Source organism: Streptococcus mitis (assembly GCF_026782895.1).
In the GTDB taxonomy this organism is placed as follows: Bacteria; Bacillota; Bacilli; order Lactobacillales; family Streptococcaceae; genus Streptococcus; species Streptococcus mitis_CB.
On record NZ_JAKUXJ010000001.1, the window covers coordinates 338,956 to 362,974 of the forward strand.

Below are 24,019 nucleotides of genomic sequence, written 5' to 3' on the forward strand. Positions count from 1 at the left end.
GAAAATTTGGTAAAATATATCTTAATCATTTTCAGGAGGACGAGAATTTGACAAGATATCAGAATTTAGTAAATGGAAAATGGAAATCAGCTGAAAAAGAAATTACGATTTATTCACCAATAAACCAAGAAGAATTAGGGACTGTTCCAGCTATGACTCAGGCAGAAGTAGATGAGGCTATGAAAGCTGCGCGTGCAGCCCTGCCAGCTTGGCGAGCTTTATCAGCAGTTGAACGTGCGGCTTATTTGCACAAAACAGCAGCTATTTTAGAACGTGATAAGGAAGAAATTGGTACTATACTTGCCAAAGAAGTGGCAAAGGGAATTAAAGCAGCTATTGGAGAAGTGGTGCGTACCGCAGACTTGATTCGCTATGCTGCTGAGGAAGGTCTCCGTATCACTGGACAAGCAATGGAAGGTGGCGGTTTTGAAGCAGCAAGTAAAAATAAATTGGCCGTTGTTCGTCGCGAGCCAGTTGGTGTCGTGCTGGCTATCGCTCCCTTTAATTATCCAGTTAATTTATCTGCTTCTAAAATTGCACCTGCCTTGATTGCAGGGAATGTAGTCATGTTTAAGCCACCAACACAAGGTTCTATTTCTGGGCTCTTGTTGGCTAAAGCGTTTGAAGAAGCAGGGATTCCGGCTGGTGTTTTCAATACCATTACGGGTCGTGGTTCAGAAATTGGGGATTATATCATTGAACACAAAGAAGTCAACTTCATCAACTTTACAGGTTCAACTCCTATCGGAGAACGTATTGGTCGTTTAGCTGGTATGCGTCCAATCATGTTGGAGCTTGGTGGGAAAGATGCAGCCTTAGTACTAGAAGATGCAGATTTGGAACATGCTGCCAAGCAAATTGTTGCGGGTGCCTTTAGCTATTCAGGTCAACGTTGCACAGCCATTAAACGTGTTATTGTTATCGAAAGTGTAGCAGATACACTAGCTGCTTTGCTTCAAGCAGAGGTTACTAAATTAACAGTTGGCGATCCATTCGACAATGCTGATATCACACCAGTTATCGACAATGCTTCAGCAGACTTTATTTGGGGCTTGATTGATGATGCACAAGAAAAAGGTGCTCAGGCTCTTACACCAATCAAACGCGAAGGCAATCTTCTATGGCCAGTGCTTTTTGACCAAGTTACAAAAGATATGAAAGTGGCATGGGAAGAGCCATTTGGTCCTGTTTTACCAATTATCCGTGTGGCTAGTGTAGAGGAAGCCATTGCCTTTGCCAACGAATCTGAATTCGGCCTTCAATCCTCAGTCTTTACAAATGATTTCAAAAAAGCATTTGAAATTGCTGAAAAACTTGAAGTGGGTACAGTTCATATAAATAATAAAACCCAGCGTGGTCCAGATAATTTCCCATTCCTTGGTGTCAAAGGTTCTGGCGCTGGAGTGCAAGGAATTAAATATAGTATTGAAGCGATGACAAATGTCAAATCCATTGTTTTTGATGTGAAATGAAATGTAAAATCAGGAAATTCGTTTCCTGGTTTGTTTTTTACTTAAAATCATATTTTTTGTTAGCTAAATGACGAACTTTATGATAGTATTATAAAAAACAATTCGTTTTCAAAGCATTTCTGAAAATTTCTTGATTTACAAGTGAACACATCAGTGAATTTGTTGAAGACTTTCAAAAGATTTTTTTGCAAATTCCGTAATTTACTTGAATCTTCCCTAAAAAGGTAGTATAATAAATCTATAGAAAACGCTTACAGAAAAGAGGAGGTATTATGGATAAAAGAGAAGCTTTGCGCACCTTTATGACAGGAGAAAATTTTCACCTTCAGCATTATCTAGGAGCACATAGGGAAGAACTAAATGGAGAGTATGGTTATACATTTCGTGTGTGGGCTCCCAACGCTCAGGCTGTCCACTTGGTAGGAGATTTCACCAATTGGGTAGAAAATCAAATTCCAATGGAACGAAATGAATTTGGTGTCTGGGAAGTCTTTACCAGCCTTGCTCATGAAGGCCAAATTTACAAGTATCATATCACACGTGCAAATGGTCATCAGCTGATGAAAATTGATCCTTTGGCTGTAAGGTATGAGGCACGTCCGGGTACTGGGGCTATTTTAACAGAAATTCCAGAGAAAAAATGGAAAGATGGACTTTGGTTAGCTCGTAGAAAACGCTTGAGCTTTGAAGAGCGTCCCGTCAATATTTACGAAGCTCATGCTGGCTCTTGGAAGAGAAATCCTGATGGTAGTCCTTTTAGTTTTGCTCAATTGAAAGATGAACTCATTCCTTACTTGGTCGAGATGAACTATACTCACATTGAGTTTATGCCCTTGATGTCTCATCCTCTTGGATTGAGTTGGGGTTACCAGCTTATGGGTTACTTTGCTTTAGAGCATGCCTATGGTCGCCCTGAGGAATTTCAAGATTTTGTTGAGGAGTGTCACTTAAACAATATTGGGGTTATTGTGGACTGGGTACCTGGTCACTTCACTATTAATGATGATGCCTTGGCCTATTATGATGGAACACCGACTTTTGAATATCAAGACCATAATAAGGCTCATAACTACGGTTGGGGCGCACTCAATTTTGACCTTGGAAAGAATGAAGTCCAGTCCTTCTTGATTTCTAGTATTAAGTTTTGGATTGACTTTTACCATTTGGACGGTATTCGTGTGGATGCAGTGAGCAATATACTCTATCTAGATTACGATGATGCCCCATGGACGCCTAATAAAGATGGGGGCAATCTCAACTACGAAGGCTATTATTTCTTAAAACGTTTGAATGATGTCATTAAACAAGCTCATCCAGACGTTATGATGATAGCTGAGGAAAGTTCATCAGCTACTCAGATTACTGACACCAAGGATTCAGATGGTCTTGGCTTTGACTACAAATGGAATATGGGTTGGATGAATGATATCCTACGATTCTACGAAGAAGACCCAATTTACCGTAAGTATGACTTTAATTTAGTGACTTTCAGTTTTATGTATGTCTTCAAGGAGAATTATCTCCTACCATTCTCACATGACGAAGTGGTTCATGGCAAGAAGAGTATGATGCACAAGATGTGGGGAGATCGTTATAATCAATTCGCAGGCTTGCGTAATCTCTACACTTACCAAATTTGTCACCCTGGTAAGAAATTGCTCTTCATGGGTAGTGAATATGGGCAATTCCTAGAATGGAAATCTGAAGAACAGTTGGAATGGTCTAACCTAGAAGATCCAATGAATGCTAAGATGAAGTATTTCACTTCTCAGCTAAACCAGTTTTACAAAGACCACCGCTGTCTGTGGGAAATTGATACCAGCTATGATGGAATTGAAATCATCGATGCGGATAATAGAGACCAGAGTGTTCTTTCCTTCATCCGTAAGGGTAAGAAGGATGATATGTTAGTCTGTATCTTTAATATGGCACCTGTTGAACGAAAAGATTTTACAATCGGACTTCCTGTTGCAGGGATTTACGAAGAAGTTTGGAATACTGAGTTAGAAGAGTGGGGAGGCGTTTGGAAAGAACATAATCAAACTGTGCAAACGCAAGAAGGACTATGGAAAGATTATGAGCAGACCTTGACCTTTACCCTACCGGCTATGGGAGCAAGTGTTTGGAAAATCAAACGTCGCTTGAAACCTACTAAAACCGTCACAAGTAAAAATCAAAAAGGAGTAGAAAATGAAGAATGAAATGTTAGCTTTGATTCTTGCTGGTGGGCAAGGAACTCGTCTCGGTAAACTCACTCAAAGCATTGCAAAACCAGCTGTGCAATTTGGTGGGCGCTACCGTATCATTGACTTTGCTCTTTCAAACTGTGCCAACTCAGGCATCAACAATGTTGGAGTCATTACACAGTACCAACCACTTGCTCTCAACAACCATATTGGTAATGGTTCAAGCTGGGGACTAGACGGTATCAATTCTGGTGTCTCTATTCTTCAACCTTATTCTGCAAGTGAAGGAAATCGTTGGTTTGAGGGGACTAGCCACGCTATTTACCAAAATATTGATTATATCGACAGTGTCAATCCTGAGTATGTCTTGATTCTATCTGGGGACCATATCTACAAAATGGATTATGATGATATGCTCCAGTCTCACAAAGATAATAATGCCAGCTTGACAGTAGCGGTTTTAGACGTCCCTCTTAAAGAAGCTAGTCGTTTTGGTATTATGAACACAGATGCCAATAACCGCATTGTTGAATTTGAAGAAAAACCAGCTCAACCTAAATCTACAAAAGCTTCTATGGGAATTTACATTTTTGATTGGCAACGTCTGCGCAATATGCTTGTTACTGCTGAAAAGAGCAATGTCGATATGTCAGACTTCGGTAAGAATGTCATTCCAAATTACCTTGAGTCAGGTGAAAGTGTCTATGCATATGAGTTTAATGGCTACTGGAAAGATGTTGGTACTATTGAGTCACTTTGGGAAGCTAACATGGAATATATTTCACCAGAAAATGCCTTGGATAGCCGTAACCGTCAATGGAAGATTTACTCAAGAAACTTAATTTCACCACCAAACTTCCTTGGGGCAAATGCTCATGTGGAAGATTCCTTGGTTGTCGATGGCTGTTTCGTAGATGGAACTGTTAAACATTCTATCCTCTCAACAGGTGCGCAAGTTCGCGAAGGGGCAGAAGTAGTAGATTCAGTTATCATGAGTGGTGCAATTGTCGGTCAGGGAGCTAAAATCAAACGTGCCATTATTGGTGAAGGTGCAGTTATTTCTGATGGTGTCGAAATTGATGGAACAGAAGAAGTACAAGTTGTAGGATATGATGAAGTAGTGGGGGTAGCAACAGATGAAGATTGATAAATATTCTGCCATTTTAGGAAACACAGTTGGTTTTCATGATATGTCAACACTGACAGACCACCGTCCAGTAGCTAGTTTGCCATTTGGTGGTAAATATCGCTTGATTGACTTCCCGCTTTCAAGTCTTGCTAATGCTGGTGTCCGTAGTATTTTTGGTATTTTCCAACAAGACAATATCAGCTCAGTCTTTGACCATATCCGTTCAGGACGTGAGTGGGGCTTGTCAACTCTTCTTAGCCACTATTATCTAGGTATTTACAATACTCGTGTGGAAAGTAGTACAGTTGGAAAAGAATACTACCAACAACTTCTTACTTACTTGAAACGTTCTGGCTCAAACCAAACAGTTTCACTCAACTGTGATGTTTTGATTAATATTGATTTGAACCAAGTTTTCCATCTACATAGTACAACAAAAGGGCCTATCACTGTAGTTTATAAAAAACTAGCTAAGAAAGACATTTCAGAAGTAAACGCAATCTTGGAAGTGGATGAAACAGACCATGTTCGTTCTCATAAACTCTTTGATAGTAAATCATCAGATGAAGTTTACAATATGTCGACAGATATCTTTGTCGTTGATACCCCTTGGTTGATTGAACGCTTAGAAGAAGAGGCTAAGAAAGAACATCCAGAGAAGTTGCGCTATGTTTTACGGGATTTGGCTGCAAAAGAAGGGGCTTTTGCCTACGAGTACACAGGCTACCTAGCCAACATTCATTCTGTAGAGTCTTATTATAAAGCGAATATCGATATGCTTGAATCGCAAAAGTTCTATTCTCTCTTCTCACCAAACCAAAAGATTTATACAAAGGTCAAAAACGAAGAGCCAACTTACTATGCCAATACATCTAAGGTAAGTACTTCTCAGTTTGCTTCTGGTAGTATTGTTGAAGGTCAAGTGGCTAATTCTGTTTTATCACGTAATATTCATGTCCATAAGGATAGCTTGGTTAAAGATAGCATCTTATTCCCTCGTGTTGTTATTGGAGAAGGTGCTCAGGTAGAATACGCTATATTGGACAAGGGTGTTGAAGTTGCGGATGGAGTAGTGATCCGTGGAACTGCAGAACATCCAGTCGTCGTTAAGAAAGGTGCTAAAGTAACAGAGGATATTCATTCATGAAAATTTTATTTGTAGCAGCTGAGGGTGCACCCTTTTCAAAAACAGGTGGTTTGGGAGACGTCATTGGCGCTCTTCCTAAATCACTGGTAAAAGCGGGACATGAAGTTGCAGTAATTTTACCCTACTATGACATGGTAGAGGCTAAATTTGGAAATCAGATTGAAGATGTGCTTCATTTTGAGGTTAGTGTTGGTTGGCGCAGACAGTACTGTGGGATTAAGAAAACAGTCTTAAATGGTGTGACCTTCTACTTCATTGACAACCAATATTATTTCTTCCGAGGTCATGTTTACGGTGATTTTGATGACGGAGAACGCTTTGCTTTTTTCCAACTGGCTGCCATTGAGGCTATGGAAAGGATTGACTTTATTCCTGATCTTCTCCATGTTCATGACTACCATACAGCTATGATTCCTTTCTTGTTGAAGGAAAAATACCGTTGGATTCAAGCCTATGAGGGCATTAAAACTGTTTTAACCATTCATAATTTAGAATTCCAAGGACAATTTTCAGAAGGAATGTTGGGTGATTTATTTGGAGTTGGCTTCGAACGTTACGCTGATGGTACCCTTCGCTGGAATAACTGTCTGAACTGGATGAAGGCAGGTATTCTCTATGCGGATCGTGTGTCAACTGTCTCGCCTAGCTATGCCCATGAAATTATGACTAGTCAGTTTGGATGTAACTTGGATCAGATTCTTCGAATGGAGTCTGGTAAAGTTTCTGGTATCGTGAATGGGATTGATGCTGACCTGTATAATCCTCAGACGGATGCTCTTTTAGACTATCATTTCAATCAGGAAGATTTGTCTGGAAAAGCCCAAAACAAGGCAAAATTGCAAGAAAGAGTTGGCTTGCCAGTTAGATCTGACGTTCCACTGGTGGGAATTGTTTCTCGTTTGACACGTCAAAAAGGTTTTGATGTGGTGGTGGAAAGTCTGCACCATATCTTGCAAGAAGATGTCCAGATTGTTCTTTTGGGAACTGGAGATCCAGCCTTTGAAGAGACTTTCTCGTGGTTTGCTCAGATTTACCCAGACAAGCTATCAGCAAATATCACTTTTGATGTCAAACTAGCTCAAGAAATATACGCTGCTTGTGACCTCTTCCTCATGCCGAGTCGTTTTGAACCGTGTGGCTTGTCTCAAATGATGGCGATGCGTTATGGAACCTTGCCATTGGTCCATGAAGTTGGTGGCTTGCGAGATACTGTTCGCGCTTTCAATCCAATCGAAGGAAGCGGTACTGGCTTTAGCTTTGACAATCTATCACCTTATTGGTTAAATTGGACTTTCCAAACAGCTTTGGACTTGTATAGAAATCATCCTGACGTTTGGAGAAACTTACAAAAACAAGCTATGGAGTGTGATTTCTCATGGGATACAGCCTGCAAGTCATACCTTGACTTGTACCATAGTTTAGTTAATTAATAGATAAAATCGTATGATGATTTCATACGATTTTTGGGCTATTTAGAGAGGAGGAGTGATGTCTCAAGTAAAAGGATTGTGTGTTATGGATGTTGATGGAACCTTAATCCTAGAAGAAGTGATTGATTTGTTGGGAAGAGAGGCAGGCTGTGAGGAGGAAATTTCGCAGATTACAAGCCGGGCAATGAGAGGAGAGTTGGACTTTGGAAGCAGTTTAAGAAAAAGAGTTTCCTTCTTGGAAGGCCTTCCTATTTCGGTCTTTGATAAAGTCTTCAACTCTATTCATCTAACACCAAATACACAGATATTCATCTCTATTCTCCAAAAGAATGGCATCCTAGTTGGTCTGGTGTCTGGTGGATTTACTCCAATAGTTGAGAGGCTTGCAAAATCTCTTGGTATTGCCTATTTCTCTGCTAATCAACTTGAAGTCAAAGATGGTCTTCTAACAGGAACATTAGTTGGACAAATTATCAGTCCCCAGGTCAAAAAAGAGACTCTGGAAAAATGGAGAGAGAAACTAAAACTTCCTAAAGAAAGAACGATTGCAATCGGTGATGGGGCCAATGATTTATTGATGTTGAAGTCATCAGGACTAGGAATTACCTTTTGTGCCCAAGAAGTACTTAAAAAAGAAATACCCAATCATGTTGACAAGAGGGATTTTTTAGAAGTTCTTCCTTTGATTGACTGGTTAGAATGAGGTAAAATATGAAGATTGTAATTGCACCAGATTCATTTAAGGAAAGCTTGACCGCTGAAGAGGTAGGTGAAGCAATAAAAAGAGGCTTCCAACAATCAATAGCAGATGTAGAATGTCTCCTCTGCCCTGTTGGTGATGGTGGCGAAGGTACAGTAGATTCCATTCGACATTCTCTTGAACTTGAAGAAAAATGGATCCAAGTGACAGGACCTTTTGGACAAAAAGAAGCCATGCGCTATTTTCAAAAAGGGGAACTGGCGCTATTTGAAGTTGCCGACTTGGTTGGTCTTGGAAAGATTCCGATAGAGAAACGAAATCCACTTCAAATCAAAACTTGTGGTATTGGAGAATTGATTCGTCATCTCATTGCTAAAGGGATTACAGAAATCTATATCGGCGTTGGTGGCACGGCCAGTAATGACGGAGGAATTGGGATCGCTGCTGGATTGGGTTATCAATTTTATGATAAGGATGGAAATGTATTGCCTGCTTGCGGTCAGTACTTATTAAACTTAGCTTCTGTTTCAACAGAAAATCGCTATGAAATTCCTGAAGGTGTTCAAATTTATATTTTAGCAGATGTCGTGAGTCCCTTATGTGGTCCTCAAGGTGCGACTTACATTTTTGGAAAACAAAAAGACCTAGATCCTACTATGTTTGCAGTCGTAGATCAGGCAATTCAAGATTTTTATGGAAAAGCCTCACCTGTAACATTGGAAATTAAAGGAGCAGGAGCTGGTGGAGGCATTGCTGCTGGTTTGTGTGCCTTTGCTCAGGCAAATATCGTGTCGGGAATTGATACCTGTTTAGATTTGATTGATTTTGATAAGAAAGTTGCAGATGCTGACTTGGTTATCGTTGGTGAAGGTAGACTGGACAGTCAAAGCCTAGCAGGTAAAGCGCCGATAGGTGTTGCAAAAAGAACCCCTGTCGGAGTTCCTGTCATTGCTATTTGTGGTAGTATTTCTGAGGATTTACCTTCCCTACCATTTGAGAATATCCAAGCGGCTTTTTCAATTTTGGAGAAAAGTGAACCACTAGAAGATAGTTTGAAAAATGCCAGTCTCTATCTGGAGCACACGGCTGCCAATATAGGACATTTATTAAATATGCACAAGATTTAGCCAAACCATTTCTTCCATAAGGATGCTTTGGATGGTTCTTCCTCTTTAACTTCCCAAAGTTTTGGAAAAGCAAGTCGAAGATCCTTTTCTTCTACTTGCACTGGTGCATTGGTATGAATAACCAGGCCGAAAGGAGAAGAAGTATGTTCTTCAGACACTATGGTGGCTTGACTATTGGTTTCTTTTGCTTCTTTTAAGTAGAAAACTTGCTTGTCAAATTCGATAGTTGGTGAAATCTTCACAAATAGTGGTTCTGCTTTTTCCTGAAGGTTTTCTAAAATAGATAAAAAGCCTTTTTCTAGCTGAGGGCTATTTGCCGTATCAATATCTGCATATCCAAGAACTCTTTCCTCAAAGGTACCAAGATAGCGTCTTTGCTCATCTGGATTTAATTTTGGCCCACCATGAGCTTTTTCAAGTAATTGTTTTGATAAATCTGTCATGAAAACAGTATATCATAAAAGTTAGAATAAAACAGACAAAAGAAAGCGATTACTTTATAAAGTTAAGGAAAATTTGCACAAAGATAACGTTTTTTCTTGAAAAAGGAGGGGTTTTAAGGTATTATAGAGGTGTAAAAAATTTAACTCATAAGGAGAGTAAAAAATGTCAATTATTACTGATGTTTACGCTCGCGAAGTCCTAGACTCACGCGGTAACCCAACACTTGAAGTAGAAGTTTACACTGAATCAGGTGCTTTCGGACGTGGTATGGTTCCATCAGGAGCTTCTACTGGTGAACACGAAGCAGTTGAACTTCGCGACGGTGACAAATCTCGTTACGGTGGTCTTGGTACACAAAAAGCTGTTGACAACGTAAACAACATCATTGCTGAAGCTATCATTGGCTACGATGTACGTGATCAACAAGCTATCGACCGTGCTATGATCGCACTTGACGGTACTCCTAACAAAGGTAAATTGGGTGCTAACGCAATCCTTGGTGTGTCTATCGCTGTAGCTCGCGCTGCTGCTGACTACCTTGAAATCCCACTTTACAGCTACCTTGGTGGATTCAACACTAAAGTTCTTCCAACTCCAATGATGAACATCATCAACGGTGGTTCTCACTCTGACGCTCCAATCGCTTTCCAAGAGTTCATGATTTTGCCAGTTGGTGCGCCAACATTCAAAGAAGCTCTTCGTTACGGTGCTGAAATCTTCCACGCTCTTAAGAAAATCCTTAAATCACGTGGTTTGGAAACTGCCGTAGGTGACGAGGGTGGATTCGCTCCTCGTTTCGAAGGAACTGAAGACGGTGTTGAAACTATCCTTGCTGCGATCGAAGCTGCTGGATATGTTCCAGGTAAAGACGTATTTATCGGATTTGACTGTGCTTCATCAGAATTCTACGATAAAGAACGTAAAGTTTACGACTACACTAAATTTGAAGGTGAAGGCGCTGCTGTTCGTACATCTGCAGAACAAATCGACTACCTTGAAGAATTGGTTAACAAATACCCAATCATCACTATCGAAGATGGTATGGATGAAAACGACTGGGATGGTTGGAAAGCTCTTACTGAACGTCTTGGTAAGAAAGTACAACTTGTTGGTGACGACTTCTTCGTAACAAACACTGACTACCTTGCACGTGGTATCCAAGAAGGTGCTGCTAACTCAATCCTTATCAAAGTTAACCAAATCGGTACTCTTACTGAAACTTTTGAAGCTATCGAAATGGCTAAAGAAGCTGGTTACACTGCCGTTGTATCACACCGTTCAGGTGAAACTGAAGATTCAACAATCGCTGACATCGCAGTTGCAACTAACGCAGGACAAATCAAGACTGGTTCACTTTCACGTACAGACCGTATCGCTAAATACAACCAATTGCTTCGCATCGAAGACCAACTTGGTGAAGTAGCTGAATACCGTGGATTGAAATCATTCTACAACCTTAAAAAATAAAATAGTTCACTGAACTATTTTATCCCGAACCTTGAAATTCAAAAGTTCGGCCGTTGATTTAACAACGTTTTAAGCCCCTCGGATTTTATCCGAAGGGCTATTTTTGTATTTAGGGGGCAAAAAAGGGGCAAAACATTTCAAGACATCTCATTTACCAATAAATACGATTCAGCTAATATAATTGAAAATGATGGAAAAAAGGGTGAATTTATGATATACTTTAATGTAGGACCTTTTTAGAAATTTTGAAAGAGCATAAAAAATTTAGAATGAGAAAAATTGTTATCAATGGTGGATTACCCTTGCAAGGTGAAATCACTATTAGCGGTGCTAAAAATAGCGTTGTGGCCTTAATTCCAGCTATTATTTTGGCTGATGATGTGGTGACTTTGGATTGTGTTCCAGATATTTCCGATGTTGCTAGTCTTGTCGAAATCATGGAGTTAATGGGTGCTACCGTTAAGCGTTATGACGATGTGTTAGAGATTGATCCACGAGGTGTTCAAAATATTCCAATGCCTTATGGGAAAATCAACAGTCTTCGTGCATCTTATTATTTTTATGGAAGTCTTTTAGGTCGCTTTGGGGAAGCTACAGTTGGTTTGCCTGGTGGATGTGATTTGGGACCACGTCCTATAGACTTACACCTAAAGGCTTTTGAAGCAATGGGAGCTACTGTTAGCTACGAGGGAGATAACATGAAGTTATCTGCTAAAGATGTGGGACTTCATGGTGCAAGTATTTACATGGATACGGTTAGTGTCGGTGCGACGATTAATACGATGATTGCTGCGGTTAAAGCAAATGGGCGTACTATTATTGAAAATGCAGCCCGTGAGCCTGAGATTATTGATGTTGCAACTCTCTTGAATAATATGGGTGCCCATATCCGTGGGGCAGGAACTAATATTATCACTATTGATGGTGTTGAAAGATTACACGGAACTCGCCATCAGGTGATTCCAGACCGTATTGAAGCGGGAACATACATTTCCTTAGCTGCTGCAGTTGGTAAGGGAATTCGTATTAATAATGTTCTTTATGAACACTTAGAAGGATTCATCGCTAAGTTGGAAGAAATGGGAGTGAGAATGACTGTATCTGAAGACAGTATTTTTGTCGAAGAACAGTCTAATTTGAAAGCAATCAATATTAAGACAGCTCCTTATCCTGGTTTTGCTACTGACTTGCAACAACCAATTACTCCTCTCTTGTTAACAGCAGAGGGGCGTGGTACCATTATTGATACCATTTATGAAAAACGAGTAAACCATGTTTTTGAACTAGCAAAGATGGATGCAGATATTACGACTACAAACAACTACATTTTATATACCGGTGGACGTAGTTTACGTGGTGCAAATGTAAAAGCAACTGACCTTAGAGCTGGGGCCGCACTTGTCATTGCTGGTTTAATGGCTGAAGGCAAAACTGAAATTACAAACATTGAGTTCATTTTACGTGGATATTCAGATATTATTGAAAAATTACGTAATCTAGGAGCGGATATTACACTTGTTGAAGAATAAACCGTAGAGGTGTTTATGAATATTTGGACCAAATTAGCAATGTTTTCTTTTTTTGAAACGGATCGCTTGTATTTGCGTCCTTTCTTTTTTAGTGATAGTCAGGACTTCCACGAGATAGCTTCAAATCCAGAAAATCTTCAATTTATTTTCCCAACTCAGGCAAGTCTGGAAGAAAGTCAATATGCATTAGCGAATTACTTTATGAAGTCCCCTTTGGGAGTGTGGGCAATTTGTGACCAGAAAAATCAACAAATGATTGGTTCTATTAAATTTGAGAAGTTAGATGAAATCAAAAAAGAAGCTGAGCTTGGCTATTTTTTGAGAAAAGATGCTTGGTCGCAAGGATTTATGACAGAGGTTGTTAGAAAAATTTGTCAGCTTTCTTTTGAGGAATTTGGTTTAAAACAATTAGCCATCATTACTCATCTTGAAAATGAAGCTAGCCAAAAGGTTGCTCTAAAGTCTGGATTCCGTTTGACTCGTCAGTTTAAAGGAAGTGATCGCTACACAAGAAAAATGCGGGATTATCTTGAATTTCGGTATGTAAAAGGAGAATTCAATGAGTAAACATCAGGAAATTCTAAGCTATTTGGAAGAATTACCTGTCGGAAAGAGGGTCAGTGTTCGTAGCATTTCCAACCATCTGGGAGTCAGTGATGGAACTGCTTATCGGGCCATCAAGGAAGCTGAAAACCGTGGAATTGTGGAGACGCGTCCCCGTAGTGGAACAATTCGCGTTAAATCGAAGAAAGTTGCTATCGAAAGATTAACATATGCAGAAATTGCAGAAGTAACCTCTTCTGAGGTGTTAGCTGGACAAGAAGGTTTAGAGAGAGAATTCAGTAAGTTCTCAATCGGTGCCATGACTGAGCAAAATATTTTATCTTATCTTCATGATGGGGGACTCTTGATTGTCGGAGACCGAACCCGTATTCAGTTGTTAGCCTTGGAAAATGAAAATGCAGTTCTAGTTACAGGTGGATTTCAGGTCCATGATGATGTGCTAAAACTGGCCAATCAAAAAGGGATTCCTGTTCTGAGAAGCAAGCATGATACTTTCACTGTTGCGACCATGATCAATAAAGCCTTGTCAAATGTTCAAATCAAAACAGATATTTTGACAGTTGAGAAGCTTTATCGTCCAAGTCATGAATATGGTTTTCTGAGAGAGACTGACACAGTCAAAGATTATTTGGACTTAGTACGTAAGAATCGAAGTAGTCGTTTTCCAGTTATTAACCAACATCAGGTTGTCGTTGGAGTTGTAACTATGAGAGATGCGGGCGATAAATCACCAAGTACTACAATTGATAAGGTCATGTCTCGTAGTCTATTTTTGGTTGGATTATCGACAAATATTGCTAATGTCAGTCAACGGATGATTGCTGAAGACTTTGAAATGGTACCAGTTACTCGGAATAATCAAACCTTGCTTGGAGTTGTGACGCGACGAGATGTCATGGAGAAGATGAGTCGTTCCCAAGTTTCGGCTCTACCGACTTTTTCTGAGCAGATTGGACAAAAACTCTCTTATCACCATGATGAAGTAGTCATTACAGTAGAACCCTTTATGTTAGAGAAAAACGGAGTTTTGGCTAATGGTGTATTGGCTGAAATTCTGACTCACATGACACAAGATTTGGTTGTGAATAGCGGAAGAAATTTAATAATAGAGCAGATGCTGATCTACTTTTTGCAGGCTGTTCAGATAGATGATATATTGCGCATTCAAGCACGCATTATCCACCATACTAGACGATCAGCTATTATTGACTACGATATTTATCATGGTCATCAGATTGTTTCAAAAGCAAATGTGACTGTTAAAATTAATTAGAAACTAGGAGAAAAAATGATAACATTAAAATCAGCTCGTGAAATCGAAGCTATGGATAAAGCCGGTGATTTCCTCGCAAGTATTCATATCGGCTTACGTGATTTGATTAAGCCTGGCCTAGATATGTGGGAAGTTGAAGAATACGTTCGCCGTCGTTGTAAGGAAGAAAATTTCCTTCCACTTCAGATTGGGGTTGACGGTGCCATGATGGATTATCCTTATGCTACCTGCTGCTCTCTTAATGATGAAGTAGCTCATGCTTTCCCTCGTCATTATATCTTGAAAGATGGTGATTTGCTCAAAGTTGATATGGTTTTGGGAGGTCCTATTGCTAAATCTGACCTGAATGTCTCAAAATTAAACTTCAACAATGTGGAGCAAATGAAAAAATACACTCAGAGCTACTCTGGTGGTCTAGCAGACTCTTGTTGGGCTTATGCTGTTGGTACACCGTCCGAAGAAGTAAAAAATTTGATGGATGTAACCAAAGAAGCTATGTACAAGGGAATCGAGCAAGCTGTTGTTGGAAACCGTATTGGTGATATCGGTGCAGCCATTCAAGAATACGCTGAAAGTCGTGGTTACGGTGTAGTGCGTGATTTGGTTGGTCATGGTGTTGGCCCAACCATGCACGAAGAACCAATGGTTCCTAACTATGGTATTGCAGGTCGAGGACTCCGTCTTCGTGAAGGAATGGTCTTGACTATTGAACCAATGATCAATACAGGTGACTGGGAAATCGATACAGATATGAAAACTGGCTGGGCGCATAAGACCATTGACGGTGGATTGTCATGTCAGTATGAACACCAATTTGTCATTACTAAAGATGGTCCGGTAATCTTGACTAGCCAAGGTGAAGAAGGGACTTATTAATAAAAAGTGAAAAGGCTACTGGAAGTTCATTTCTAAAGAATCTAGTAGATCTTTTCATATTAAATAAACGCATTGTATCAAGTTTTTAAGTGCCTGATATAATGCGTTTTTCTGGCTTTAAAATTCTTACCTCAATATATTGTACTTTATAATCATTTCAAAAAAATGAACTTTCTACACTGTTACACTTCAGGTAAAAAATATGTTTCAGATTTTCTGTTACAGAAATAGATATCATTATGAAATAATTATTTTATATTTACTACTATTTCTATAAAAACCACAAAGATATTGGCAAACTATCTGATAAATAATTATTTCGTGTTACCAACAAGGCTACGAGGAAGGATTTGTTGCCTATCGTGGTTATGATGTTTAATGAATCTTTAAAGATTGCTTTAGAGCCTTATCATTCGGAATTGTTTTTGCCTATTTTGAACTCTGCTGAACGTGAAAGAAAGTTAAAACGAGAGGGTGTAGAGGAATTATATCTTCTTGATTTTAGTAGTCAATTCGATACTATCACGACAGAAGATTTTAAAGGATTACTTTGATGGAGAAATTATCATTGTTTCACGTTATTATTGTAGATTCTAAAAGAAATCAATTCAGTACATTACCTCTTTTTATTCTTTTTCAAAGGTAAATCCTTCTCCAAGGATTTCGTGAGCTTCTGTAATAGTTATAAAGGCTTGAGGATCGATTCGATGAATCATTTCCTTCATTTTCACAATTTCATTTCTTCCGACAATACAGTAAATGATTTTTAAATCTTCTCGACTATAATAACCTTGACCTGAGATGAAAGTAACGCCTCTTCCTAGGTCATCATTAATCGCCTTAGCAAGTTGGTCAGGACGTTTTGTGATAATCATAAATCCTTTACCTGCATAGCCACCTTCGCCAATCAAATCAATGACACGCGAAACGATAAAATCAAATAAGAGCGTGTAGGAAACCAATCTCAAATCCTTGAAGATTAGGAGAATAAGCATGAGAATACAAAAATCTAAGATAAAAAGCAGTTTCCCCATAGATATATGAGTGTATTTATTGAGAATACGAGCTAAAATATCAGTTCCCCCTGTTGTACCTCCAGCATTAAAAATAATTCCAAGACCAATTCCCAATAGAATTCCTGCTATAAGGGCAGTGATTAGTAAATCACCTTGAAGATCAATATGAAGGGGAATACGTTCAAAAAAAGCCAACCAGGCGGACAAGGCTAAGGTTCCTAGTAAACTAGAATAGAGAGATTTTGCTCCAAAAATCTTCCAAGCTAGGAGGAAAAGGGGAATATTAATCAGCAAGTTCATGAGAGAAACAGGGATTTTAAAAAGATAAAAGGTGATGAGGGTAATACCCGTCGCCCCTCCTTCAAAGAGATGATGGGGAACTACAAAATAAGTTAGCCCAAAAGCATAAATAGCAGCACCTAGTAAGATGGTTAAAATGGGATAAATTTTTTTAATCATAGGGACCTCTTTTCTTATAAGTAGATTATATCAAATTTTTAAGGAAAATTTGAATGACTCCATTAGGATTTTTAATCTTTTTTTGATATAATTAAAAGTAAGAAAACCAATCTGAATCCTAAAATAGAAAGATTGATACTATGACAAAAATTAAGATTGTAACCGATTCATCTGTTACTATTGAACCTGAACTAGTAAAACAATTAGATATCACTGTTGTTCCGTTATCTGTAATGATTGATAATGTTGTTTATTCTGATGCGGATTTGAAAGAAGAAGGTAAATTTCTTCAGTTGATGCAAGCAAGTAAGAATCTCCCGAAAACAAGCCAGCCCCCTGTAGGTGTCTTCGCTGAAGTTTTTGAAGACCTATGCAAGGATGGTAGCCAGATTCTTGCTATTCATATGTCCCATGCTCTTTCTGGTACTGTAGAAGCAGCACGTCAAGGTGCTAGCTTATCTACTGCCGACGTGACAGTTATTGATAGTTCCTTCACTGACCAAGCCCTGAAATTCCAGGTTGTTGAGGCTGCGAAGTTAGCACAAGAAGGAAAAGATATGGATGCAATTTTATCTCATATAGAAGAGGTAAAAAAACACACAGAACTCTATATTGGTGTTTCTACTTTGGAAAATCTTGTCAAAGGTGGACGAATTGGCCGTGTAACTGGATTGTTGAGCTCCCTTCTCAATATACGTGTTGTCATGCAGATGAAAGACCATGAATTGCAGCCAATCGTAAAAGGGCGTGGAGCTAAAACTTTTAAAAAATGGTTGGATGAGCTGACAAGTTCGCTAACTGAACGTTCTGTAGCAGAGATTGGAATTTCATATTCTGGTAGTGCTGATTGGGCAAAAGAGATGAAAGAAAGCTTACAAGCTTATGTTGAAAAGCCTATTTCAGTTTTGGAAACGGGCTCTATTATTCAAACTCACACGGGTGAGAACGCTTGGGCTATTTTAGTACGTTACTACTCTTAAAAAAATAAATAAAATGGGAAGAAATAGCGTTTTTAACTTGACCTAAAAGGGATTTTAGGATATGATTATAATTGTTAATTAGAAATTAAATTGGAGGAATCATTAACATGGCAAACAAACAAGATTTGATCGCTAAAGTAGCAGAAGCTACAGAATTGACTAAGAAAGACTCAGCAGCAGCAGTTGAAGCTGTATTCGCAGCAGTAGCTGACTACCTTGCAGCTGGTGAAAAAGTTCAATTGATCGGTTTTGGTAACTTTGAAGTTCGTGAGCGTGCTGCACGTAAAGGTCGCAACCCACAAACTGGTAAAGAAATCACAATTGCAGCTTCTAAAGTTCCAGCATTCAAAGCTGGTAAAGCTCTTAAAGACGCTGTTAAATAATCAGCATTTGAAAAGCCTATTGTATCAAGTTTTTGAGCTTGGTCAATAGGCTTTTTTGTGTATAGAGGGCAAAAAAGGGGCAGAATCTGAATGAACTAGTACCGGAACAAATATTTCAAATACTGGCTAATTCAAATTGCGTAGCAGAAATCATACAAATGAAATTGATTATAGTAAAATAGGATATGAATTATTAAGAAAGTTGGTTCTTTATTGGAAACGATAGTATTTTCAATCTCCGTTTTTTTAGCAGGGATCTTGTCCTTCTTTTCCCCTTGCATTTTCCCTCTGTTACCTGTTTATACTGGAATTTTATTGGATGATCAGGAAAGCGCAAAAAGCTTTTCTTTGTTTGGGAGAAAAGTTGCGTGGTCCGGCTTGATTCGAACTCTTTGCTTTATCGCAGGCATTTCACTCATTTTCTTTATTCTAGGATTTGGTGCTGGTTACTTTGGTAATATTCTCTATGCCAATTGGTTTCGCTATACCATGGGTACGATTATCATCATCTTAGGTTTACACCAGATGGAAATTTTTCATTTTAAGAAATTAGAGATTCAAAAAAGTTTTACTTTTAAGAAATCAGCACCCAATCGTTATTGGTCAGCCTTTTTACTCGGTATTACCTTTAGCTTTGGTTGGACGCCTTGTATTGGTCCAGTTTTAAGTTCTGTTTTAGCGCTTGCGGCTTCTGGAGGCAATGGTGCTTGGCAAGGTGCAATCTATACCTTGATTTACACTCTGGGGATGGCCATTCCTTTCTTGGTTTTGGCACTAGCTTCAGGCGTAGTTATGCCATATTTTAGTAAAATTAAACGTCATATGATGCTACTGAAGAAAATTGGTGGTTTCCTTATTATTTTAATGGGAATTTTATTACTATTAGGACAAGTAAATGTTCTAGCTGGAATTTTTGAATAAAGGAGAAAAAGATGAAAAAAGTAATGTTTGCTGGCTTAAGCCTCTTGTCATTAGTTGTATTGATAGCTTGTGGTGAGGAAGAGACTAAAAAGACTAAAGCACCAGAACAATCCCCAAAACAACAGCAACAAACGACTGTACAACAAATTGCTGTTGGGAAAGAGGCGCCAGATTTTACCTTGCAATCAATGGATGGCAAAGAAGTAAAGTTATCTGATTATAAGGGTAAAAAGGTTTATTTGAAGTTTTGGGCTTCATGGTGTGGTCCATGTAAAAAAAGTATGCCAGAGTTGATGGAATTAGCTGCAAAACCAGATCGTGATTTTGAAATTCTTAGTGTCATTGCACCAGGAATTCAAGGTGAAAAAACTGTCGAGCAATTCCCACAATGGTTCCAAGATCAAGGTTATAAGGATATCCCAGTTCTTTATGACACAAAAGCAACCACATTCCAAGCTTATCAAATTCGAAGCATTCCTACAGAATACCTGATTGACAGTCAAGGAAAGATTGGAAAGATACAATTTGGTGCTATCAGTAATGCGGATGCAGAAGCAGCCTTTAAAGAAATGAACTAGAATAGATAAAAATCTGATTACAAGAGAGTAGTCAGATTTTTTTAGAAAAACATTTTATAAATATTCACAAATACCCTATATTTATGGTAAAATAGAATCATCATTTTATTTTGGAGTCAAAGATGAATATATTTAGAACAAAGAATGTCAGTTTGGATAAAACGGAGATGCACAGGCATTTGAAATTATGGGATTTGATTTTGTTAGGTATCGGAGCCATGGTAGGGACAGGTGTCTTTACAATCACAGGTACTGCAGCTGCAACGCTTGCTGGTCCAGCCCTAGTGATTTCAATCGTCATTTCTGCCTTGTGTGTGGGATTATCAGCTCTCTTTTTTGCAGAATTTGCTTCACGAGTACCTGCTACAGGTGGTGCCTACAGTTATCTCTATGCCATCTTAGGAGAATTCCCAGCTTGGTTGGCTGGTTGGTTAACCATGATGGAATTCATGACAGCCATATCTGGTGTGGCTTCGGGTTGGGCAGCTTATTTTAAAGGCTTGCTCTCTCAATATGGGATAGCCCTTCCTCAGGCTTTAAATGGTACCTTTAATCCTCAAGCAGGGACATTTGTTGATTTATTGCCTATTCTTGTCTTGGTATTGGTGACCTCACTTGTTTTACTCAATGCTAAAGCAGCATTACGTTTTAATTCTATTCTAGTGATTTTGAAATTTTCCGCTTTAGCTCTCTTTATTTTGGTGGGAATTTGGCATATCAAGCTTGATAATTGGAGCAATTTTGCTCCTTATGGTTTTGGACAAATCTATGGTGCTAGTACTGGTATTATGGCTGGTGCGTCCTTAATGTTCTTTGGATTTTTAGGCTTCGAATCCATCTCTATGGCTGTAGATGAGGTCAAGACTCCTCAAAAAAATATTCCTAGAGGGATTGTCTTATCGCTTTCTATCGTAACCATTCTTTATGCCTTGGTGACGCTTGTCTTAACTGGTGTGGTCCATTATAGCCATCTAAATGTCGACGATGCCGTTGCCTTTGCCCTTCGTAGCGTTGGGATCAGTTGGGCAGCCAACTATGTATCATTAGTTGCTATCTTAACCTTGATTACGGTTTGTATCTCAATGACTTATGCCCTATCTCGTATGATTTACAGTTTAGCGCGTGACGGATTGATGCCTGCCGCCTTTAAAGAATTAACAAAGACTAGCAAGGTACCAAAGAATGCTACTATCTTGACCGGTCTAGCTTCAGCAGTAGCAGCAGGAATGTTCCCTCTTGCTAGTATCGCAGCCTTCTTAAATATTTGTACCTTGGCTTACTTGATCATGCTGGCTTATGGTTTGATTCGCTTACGGAGAGAAAAGGGGATGCCCAAAGCAGGAGAATTTAAAACACCACTGGTACCCTTATTACCGATTTTATCAATCATCATTTGTTTATCCTTTATGTTGCAGTATAATATGGAAACTTGGATTGCTTTCCTAGTTGCATTGTTAGTAGGAAGTATTATTTACTTTACTTATGGCTATAAGCATTCTACCATAGAAGAATAATACTCTTCGAAAATCAAATTCAAACCACGTCAGCTTCGCCTTGCCGTACTCAAGTACAGCCTGCGGCTAGCTTCCTAATTTGCTCTTTGATTTTCATTGAGTATATAAAGTGAGAATCTGTTGAGTTGTTGAAACCCAGCAGATTTTTATATGTGAAAGAAATTTCAAATTTTTTCTAAAAATAGCTTGACAGATTAAATTTTTAGGAGTAGAATGTTTACCAGTTAATTAAATAGTTAAGGAGTTGTTTATGAAAAAACAGAGTTTATTTTTAGTATTGTTAAGTGTCTTTCTTTTGTGTTTAGGGGCTTGTGGCCAAAAGGAAAGTCAGACTGGGAAAGGGATGAAAATTGTAACAAGTTTTTATCCTGTCTATGCTATGGTCAAGGAAGTATCTGGTGACTTGAATGATGTTCGGATGATTCAGTCAAGTAGTGGGATTCACTCCTTTGAACCTTCAGCAAATGATATCGCAGCCATCTATGATGCAGATGTCTTTGTTTACCATTCGCATACGCTTGAATCTTGGGCGGGAAGTCTGGACCCCAATCTTAAAAAATCCAAAGTTAAGGTTTTAGAGGCTTCAGAGGGAATGACTTTAGACCGTGTCCCAGGGCTAGAAGATGTGGAAGCAGGCGATGGAGTTGATGAAAAAACGCTCTATGACCCTCACACTTGGCTAGATCCTGAAAAAGCTGGTGAAGAAGCTCAGATTATCGCTGATAAACTTTCAGAGGTGGATAGTGAGCATAAAGAAACTTATCAAAAAAATGCGCAAGCCTTTATCAAAAAAGCTCAAGAATTGACTAAGAAATTCCAGCCTAAATTTGAAAAAGCGACTCAGAAAACGTTTGTAACACAACATACAGCCTTTTCTTATCTAGCTAAGCGATTTGGACTCAATCAACTTGGTATTGCAGGTATCTCTCCAGAACAAGAACCAAGTCCAAGACAACTAACAGAAATTCAGGAATTTGTAAAAACCTATAAGGTTAAAACGATTTTTACAGAAAGTAATGCTTCTTCAAAAGTAGCTGAAACTCTTGTCAAATCAACAGGTGTGGGGCTTAAAACTCTGAATCCTTTAGAGGCAGACCCACAAAATGACAAGACTTACCTAGAAAATCTTGAAGAAAATATGAGTGTTCTAGCAGAAGAATTAAAGTGAGGAAAGAATGAAAATCAATAAAAAATATGTAGCAGGTTCAGTGGCAGTGCTTGCCATAAGTGTTTGTTCCTATGAACTTGGTCGTTACCAAGCTGCTCACGTTAAGAAAGATTCTAATCGAGTAGCTTATATAGATGGCAACCAACCAAGCCAAAAGGCAGAAAATTTGACACCTGATGAAGTCAGTAAGAGAGAGGGAATCAACGCAGAACAAATCGTCATCAAGATCACCGATCAAGGTTATGTGACCTCTCATGGAGACCATTATCATTACTATAATGGCAAGGTTCCTTATGATGCTATTATCAGTGAAGAGCTCCTCATGAAAGATCCGAATTATCAGTTGAAGGATTCAGACATTGTCAATGAAATCAAGGGTGGCTATGTCATTAAGGTAGACGGGAAATACTATGTTTACCTTAAAGATGCGGCTCATGCGGACAATATTCGGACAAAAGAAGAGATTAAACGTCAGAAGCAGGAACACAGTCATAATCATGGAGGCGGTTCTAACGATCAGGCGGTAGTTGCAGCCAGAGCTCAGGGCCGCTATACAACGGATGATGGGTATATCTTCAATGCCTCTGATATCATCGAAGATACGGGCGATGCCTATATCGTTCCTCATGGCAATCACTTCCACTATATTCCTAAGAGTGATTTGTCTGCCAGTGAATTAGCTGCTGCCCAAGCCTTCTTATCTGGAAAAGGTGGCCAATTAAGTACGGTTGAATATCGTTCAAGCAGGGGAGAAACAAGATCTAGTGTGAGAACGAGTCAATCTGAAACTCCTCAAAATCCTGCAACGTCTCCTGAGAGTCAAAATGAGGATTTAGCTAGTCTCCTTCAAGAATTATACGCTTTACCACTTAGCCAACGTCATGTGGAGTCTGATGGATTGGTATTTGACCCAGCACAGATTACAAAACGTACTGCCAATGGTGTGGCAGTTCCTCACGGGGATCATTTCCATTTCATTCCTTATTCGCAAATGTCTGCTTTGGAAGAAAAATTGGCTCGAAATCTACCAATTGGAGGTCAGCCAGTTCAAAGTCATTCTGATAATACGAAACCAAGCAGTCTTGAGAAAACAAGTTCAACGATTAAACCAAACTTTAATCTCAATACGCAGGCACCAAATCGAGGAACTGGAGGTGCTTATACAACGGATGATGGGTATGTCTTTAGTCCGACAGATGTGATTGAAGATACAGGTGACGCTTTTGTTGTACCGCACGGCAATCATTTCCACTATATACCTAAGAGTGATTTGTCTGCAGGAGAATTAGCTGCAGCCCAAGCTTATTGGAATGGTAAACAGTCTCATTCTGCTACAAGCTCAAGTAAACCAAACATCAATACTGCAAAACCAGTCCAACCAAGTTTGACAGAGACTCCTAATCTGAATGTTACCCCAACATATCATCAAAATCAAGGGGAAGATATCCCAACGCTTTTAAGTGAATTGTATGCCAAACCTTTATCAGAACGACATGTAGAATCTGATGGATTAGTCTTTGATCCGGCACAAATTATCAAACGTACAGCTAACGGTGTCGCAGTGCCTCACGGAGATCATTATCACTTTATCCCTTATTCACAAATGTCACCGCTGGAAGAAAAATTGGCTCGTATGATAGCTGTTAAGGGACAAAA

21 protein-coding genes and 1 pseudogene are annotated in these 24,019 nt (G+C 39.1%); 20 read left to right on the forward strand and 2 right to left on the reverse strand.

Annotated elements, in window-relative coordinates; translation table 11 throughout:
- The first annotated feature begins 47 nt into the window (after window positions 1-47).
- The 7 genes from MK480_RS01670 (at window position 48) to MK480_RS01700 (ending at window position 9,191) form a co-directional block, all read left to right on the forward strand.
- Window positions 48-1,472, forward strand: coding sequence for an NADP-dependent glyceraldehyde-3-phosphate dehydrogenase (locus MK480_RS01670; protein ID WP_000199367.1), 1,425 nt, complete (start codon window positions 48-50; stop codon window positions 1,470-1,472).
- A gap of 272 nt (window positions 1,473-1,744) precedes the next feature.
- Window positions 1,745-3,673 carry a 1,4-alpha-glucan branching protein GlgB gene (gene glgB, locus MK480_RS01675; protein ID WP_268707105.1) on the forward strand — a complete coding sequence of 643 codons (1,929 nt, stop codon included), beginning with the start codon at window positions 1,745-1,747 and terminating at the stop codon, window positions 3,671-3,673.
- The gene (locus MK480_RS01680; protein ID WP_049491443.1) at window positions 3,663-4,805 is read left to right on the forward strand and encodes a glucose-1-phosphate adenylyltransferase; all 1,143 of its coding nucleotides are present in this window, start codon (window positions 3,663-3,665) and stop codon (window positions 4,803-4,805) included. The genes glgB and MK480_RS01680 overlap by 11 nt, the downstream gene beginning before the upstream one ends.
- Entirely contained in the window at window positions 4,795-5,934 is a 1,140-nt protein-coding gene (glgD, locus tag MK480_RS01685) for a glucose-1-phosphate adenylyltransferase subunit GlgD (protein ID WP_049491441.1), read from the forward strand. The genes MK480_RS01680 and glgD overlap by 11 nt, the downstream gene beginning before the upstream one ends.
- On the forward strand, window positions 5,931-7,364 hold the full coding sequence (gene glgA / locus MK480_RS01690; RefSeq protein ID WP_268707106.1) for a glycogen synthase GlgA: 1,434 nt from the start codon (window positions 5,931-5,933) through the stop codon (window positions 7,362-7,364). Before glgD ends, glgA begins: the two co-directional genes overlap by 4 nt.
- Window positions 7,365-7,422: 58 nt before the next feature.
- Window positions 7,423-8,067 carry a phosphoserine phosphatase SerB gene (gene serB, locus MK480_RS01695; protein ID WP_268707107.1) on the forward strand — a complete coding sequence of 215 codons (645 nt, stop codon included), beginning with the start codon at window positions 7,423-7,425 and terminating at the stop codon, window positions 8,065-8,067.
- A gap of 8 nt (window positions 8,068-8,075) precedes the next feature.
- Window positions 8,076-9,191 (forward strand): glycerate kinase, encoded by a 1,116-nt coding sequence (locus MK480_RS01700; protein ID WP_268707108.1) that lies wholly within the window; start codon window positions 8,076-8,078, stop codon window positions 9,189-9,191.
- Here MK480_RS01700 and MK480_RS01705 read toward each other — a convergent pair.
- Window positions 9,188-9,634, reverse strand: coding sequence for a YueI family protein (locus tag MK480_RS01705; protein ID WP_268707109.1), 447 nt, complete (start codon window positions 9,632-9,634; stop codon window positions 9,188-9,190). The genes MK480_RS01700 and MK480_RS01705 overlap by 4 nt on opposite strands.
- 163 nt (window positions 9,635-9,797) lie before the next feature.
- On the opposite strand from MK480_RS01705, the gene eno reads away from it, so the two are divergent.
- The 6 genes and pseudogenes from eno to MK480_RS01735 all read left to right on the forward strand — a co-directional run.
- On the forward strand, window positions 9,798-11,102 hold the full coding sequence (gene eno, locus MK480_RS01710) for a surface-displayed alpha-enolase (protein ID WP_000022813.1): 1,305 nt from the start codon (window positions 9,798-9,800) through the stop codon (window positions 11,100-11,102).
- 269 nt (window positions 11,103-11,371) lie between these two features.
- A complete protein-coding gene (locus MK480_RS01715) occupies window positions 11,372-12,631 on the forward strand; it encodes a UDP-N-acetylglucosamine 1-carboxyvinyltransferase (RefSeq protein ID WP_261065150.1) in 1,260 nt (419 codons plus the stop codon).
- A gap of 15 nt (window positions 12,632-12,646) precedes the next feature.
- Window positions 12,647-13,198: a GNAT family N-acetyltransferase gene (locus MK480_RS01720; RefSeq protein ID WP_261010967.1), complete on the forward strand. Its 552-nt coding sequence runs from the start codon at window positions 12,647-12,649 to the stop codon at window positions 13,196-13,198.
- Window positions 13,191-14,468 (forward strand): CBS-HotDog domain-containing transcription factor SpxR, encoded by a 1,278-nt coding sequence (gene spxR / locus MK480_RS01725; RefSeq protein WP_042900689.1) that lies wholly within the window; start codon window positions 13,191-13,193, stop codon window positions 14,466-14,468. Before MK480_RS01720 ends, spxR begins: the two co-directional genes overlap by 8 nt.
- 15 nt (window positions 14,469-14,483) lie before the next feature.
- Entirely contained in the window at window positions 14,484-15,344 is an 861-nt protein-coding gene (locus tag MK480_RS01730) for a methionyl aminopeptidase (RefSeq protein ID WP_000631534.1), read from the forward strand.
- 314 nt (window positions 15,345-15,658) lie between these two features.
- Window positions 15,659-15,883 (forward strand): annotated as a pseudogene (locus tag MK480_RS01735) (nucleotidyl transferase family protein); the annotation flags it as partial.
- A gap of 87 nt (window positions 15,884-15,970) precedes the next feature.
- On the opposite strand, the gene MK480_RS01740 reads toward MK480_RS01735, so the two are convergent.
- Entirely contained in the window at window positions 15,971-16,819 is an 849-nt protein-coding gene (locus MK480_RS01740; protein WP_261049670.1) for a YitT family protein, read from the reverse strand.
- Between the two features lie 140 nt (window positions 16,820-16,959).
- Between MK480_RS01740 and MK480_RS01745 the strand changes: the two genes are divergently transcribed.
- The 7 genes from MK480_RS01745 to MK480_RS01775 all read left to right on the forward strand — a co-directional run.
- Window positions 16,960-17,799, forward strand: a complete 840-nt coding sequence (locus MK480_RS01745) for a DegV family protein (RefSeq protein WP_045611731.1) — start codon at window positions 16,960-16,962, stop codon at window positions 17,797-17,799.
- Between the two features lie 107 nt (window positions 17,800-17,906).
- Entirely contained in the window at window positions 17,907-18,182 is a 276-nt protein-coding gene (locus tag MK480_RS01750; protein WP_001284637.1) for an HU family DNA-binding protein, read from the forward strand.
- Window positions 18,183-18,395: 213 nt separating this feature from the next.
- Window positions 18,396-19,103 (forward strand): thiol-disulfide oxidoreductase-associated membrane protein CcdA2, encoded by a 708-nt coding sequence (gene ccdA2, locus MK480_RS01755; protein WP_125454496.1) that lies wholly within the window; start codon window positions 18,396-18,398, stop codon window positions 19,101-19,103.
- Window positions 19,104-19,114: 11 nt separating this feature from the next.
- Window positions 19,115-19,681 (forward strand): thiol-disulfide oxidoreductase-associated lipoprotein SdbB, encoded by a 567-nt coding sequence (gene sdbB, locus MK480_RS01760; RefSeq protein ID WP_084887243.1) that lies wholly within the window; start codon window positions 19,115-19,117, stop codon window positions 19,679-19,681.
- Between the two features lie 122 nt (window positions 19,682-19,803).
- A complete protein-coding gene (locus MK480_RS01765; RefSeq protein ID WP_268707110.1) occupies window positions 19,804-21,195 on the forward strand; it encodes an APC family permease in 1,392 nt (463 codons plus the stop codon).
- A 250-nt stretch (window positions 21,196-21,445) separates the two neighbouring features.
- Window positions 21,446-22,363 carry a zinc-binding lipoprotein AdcAII gene (gene adcAII / locus MK480_RS01770; protein ID WP_261089642.1) on the forward strand — a complete coding sequence of 306 codons (918 nt, stop codon included), beginning with the start codon at window positions 21,446-21,448 and terminating at the stop codon, window positions 22,361-22,363.
- A gap of 7 nt (window positions 22,364-22,370) precedes the next feature.
- Window positions 22,371-24,019 (forward strand): pneumococcal-type histidine triad protein (locus MK480_RS01775; RefSeq protein ID WP_268707111.1); only part of this gene is annotated, 1,649 nt, incomplete at its 3' end.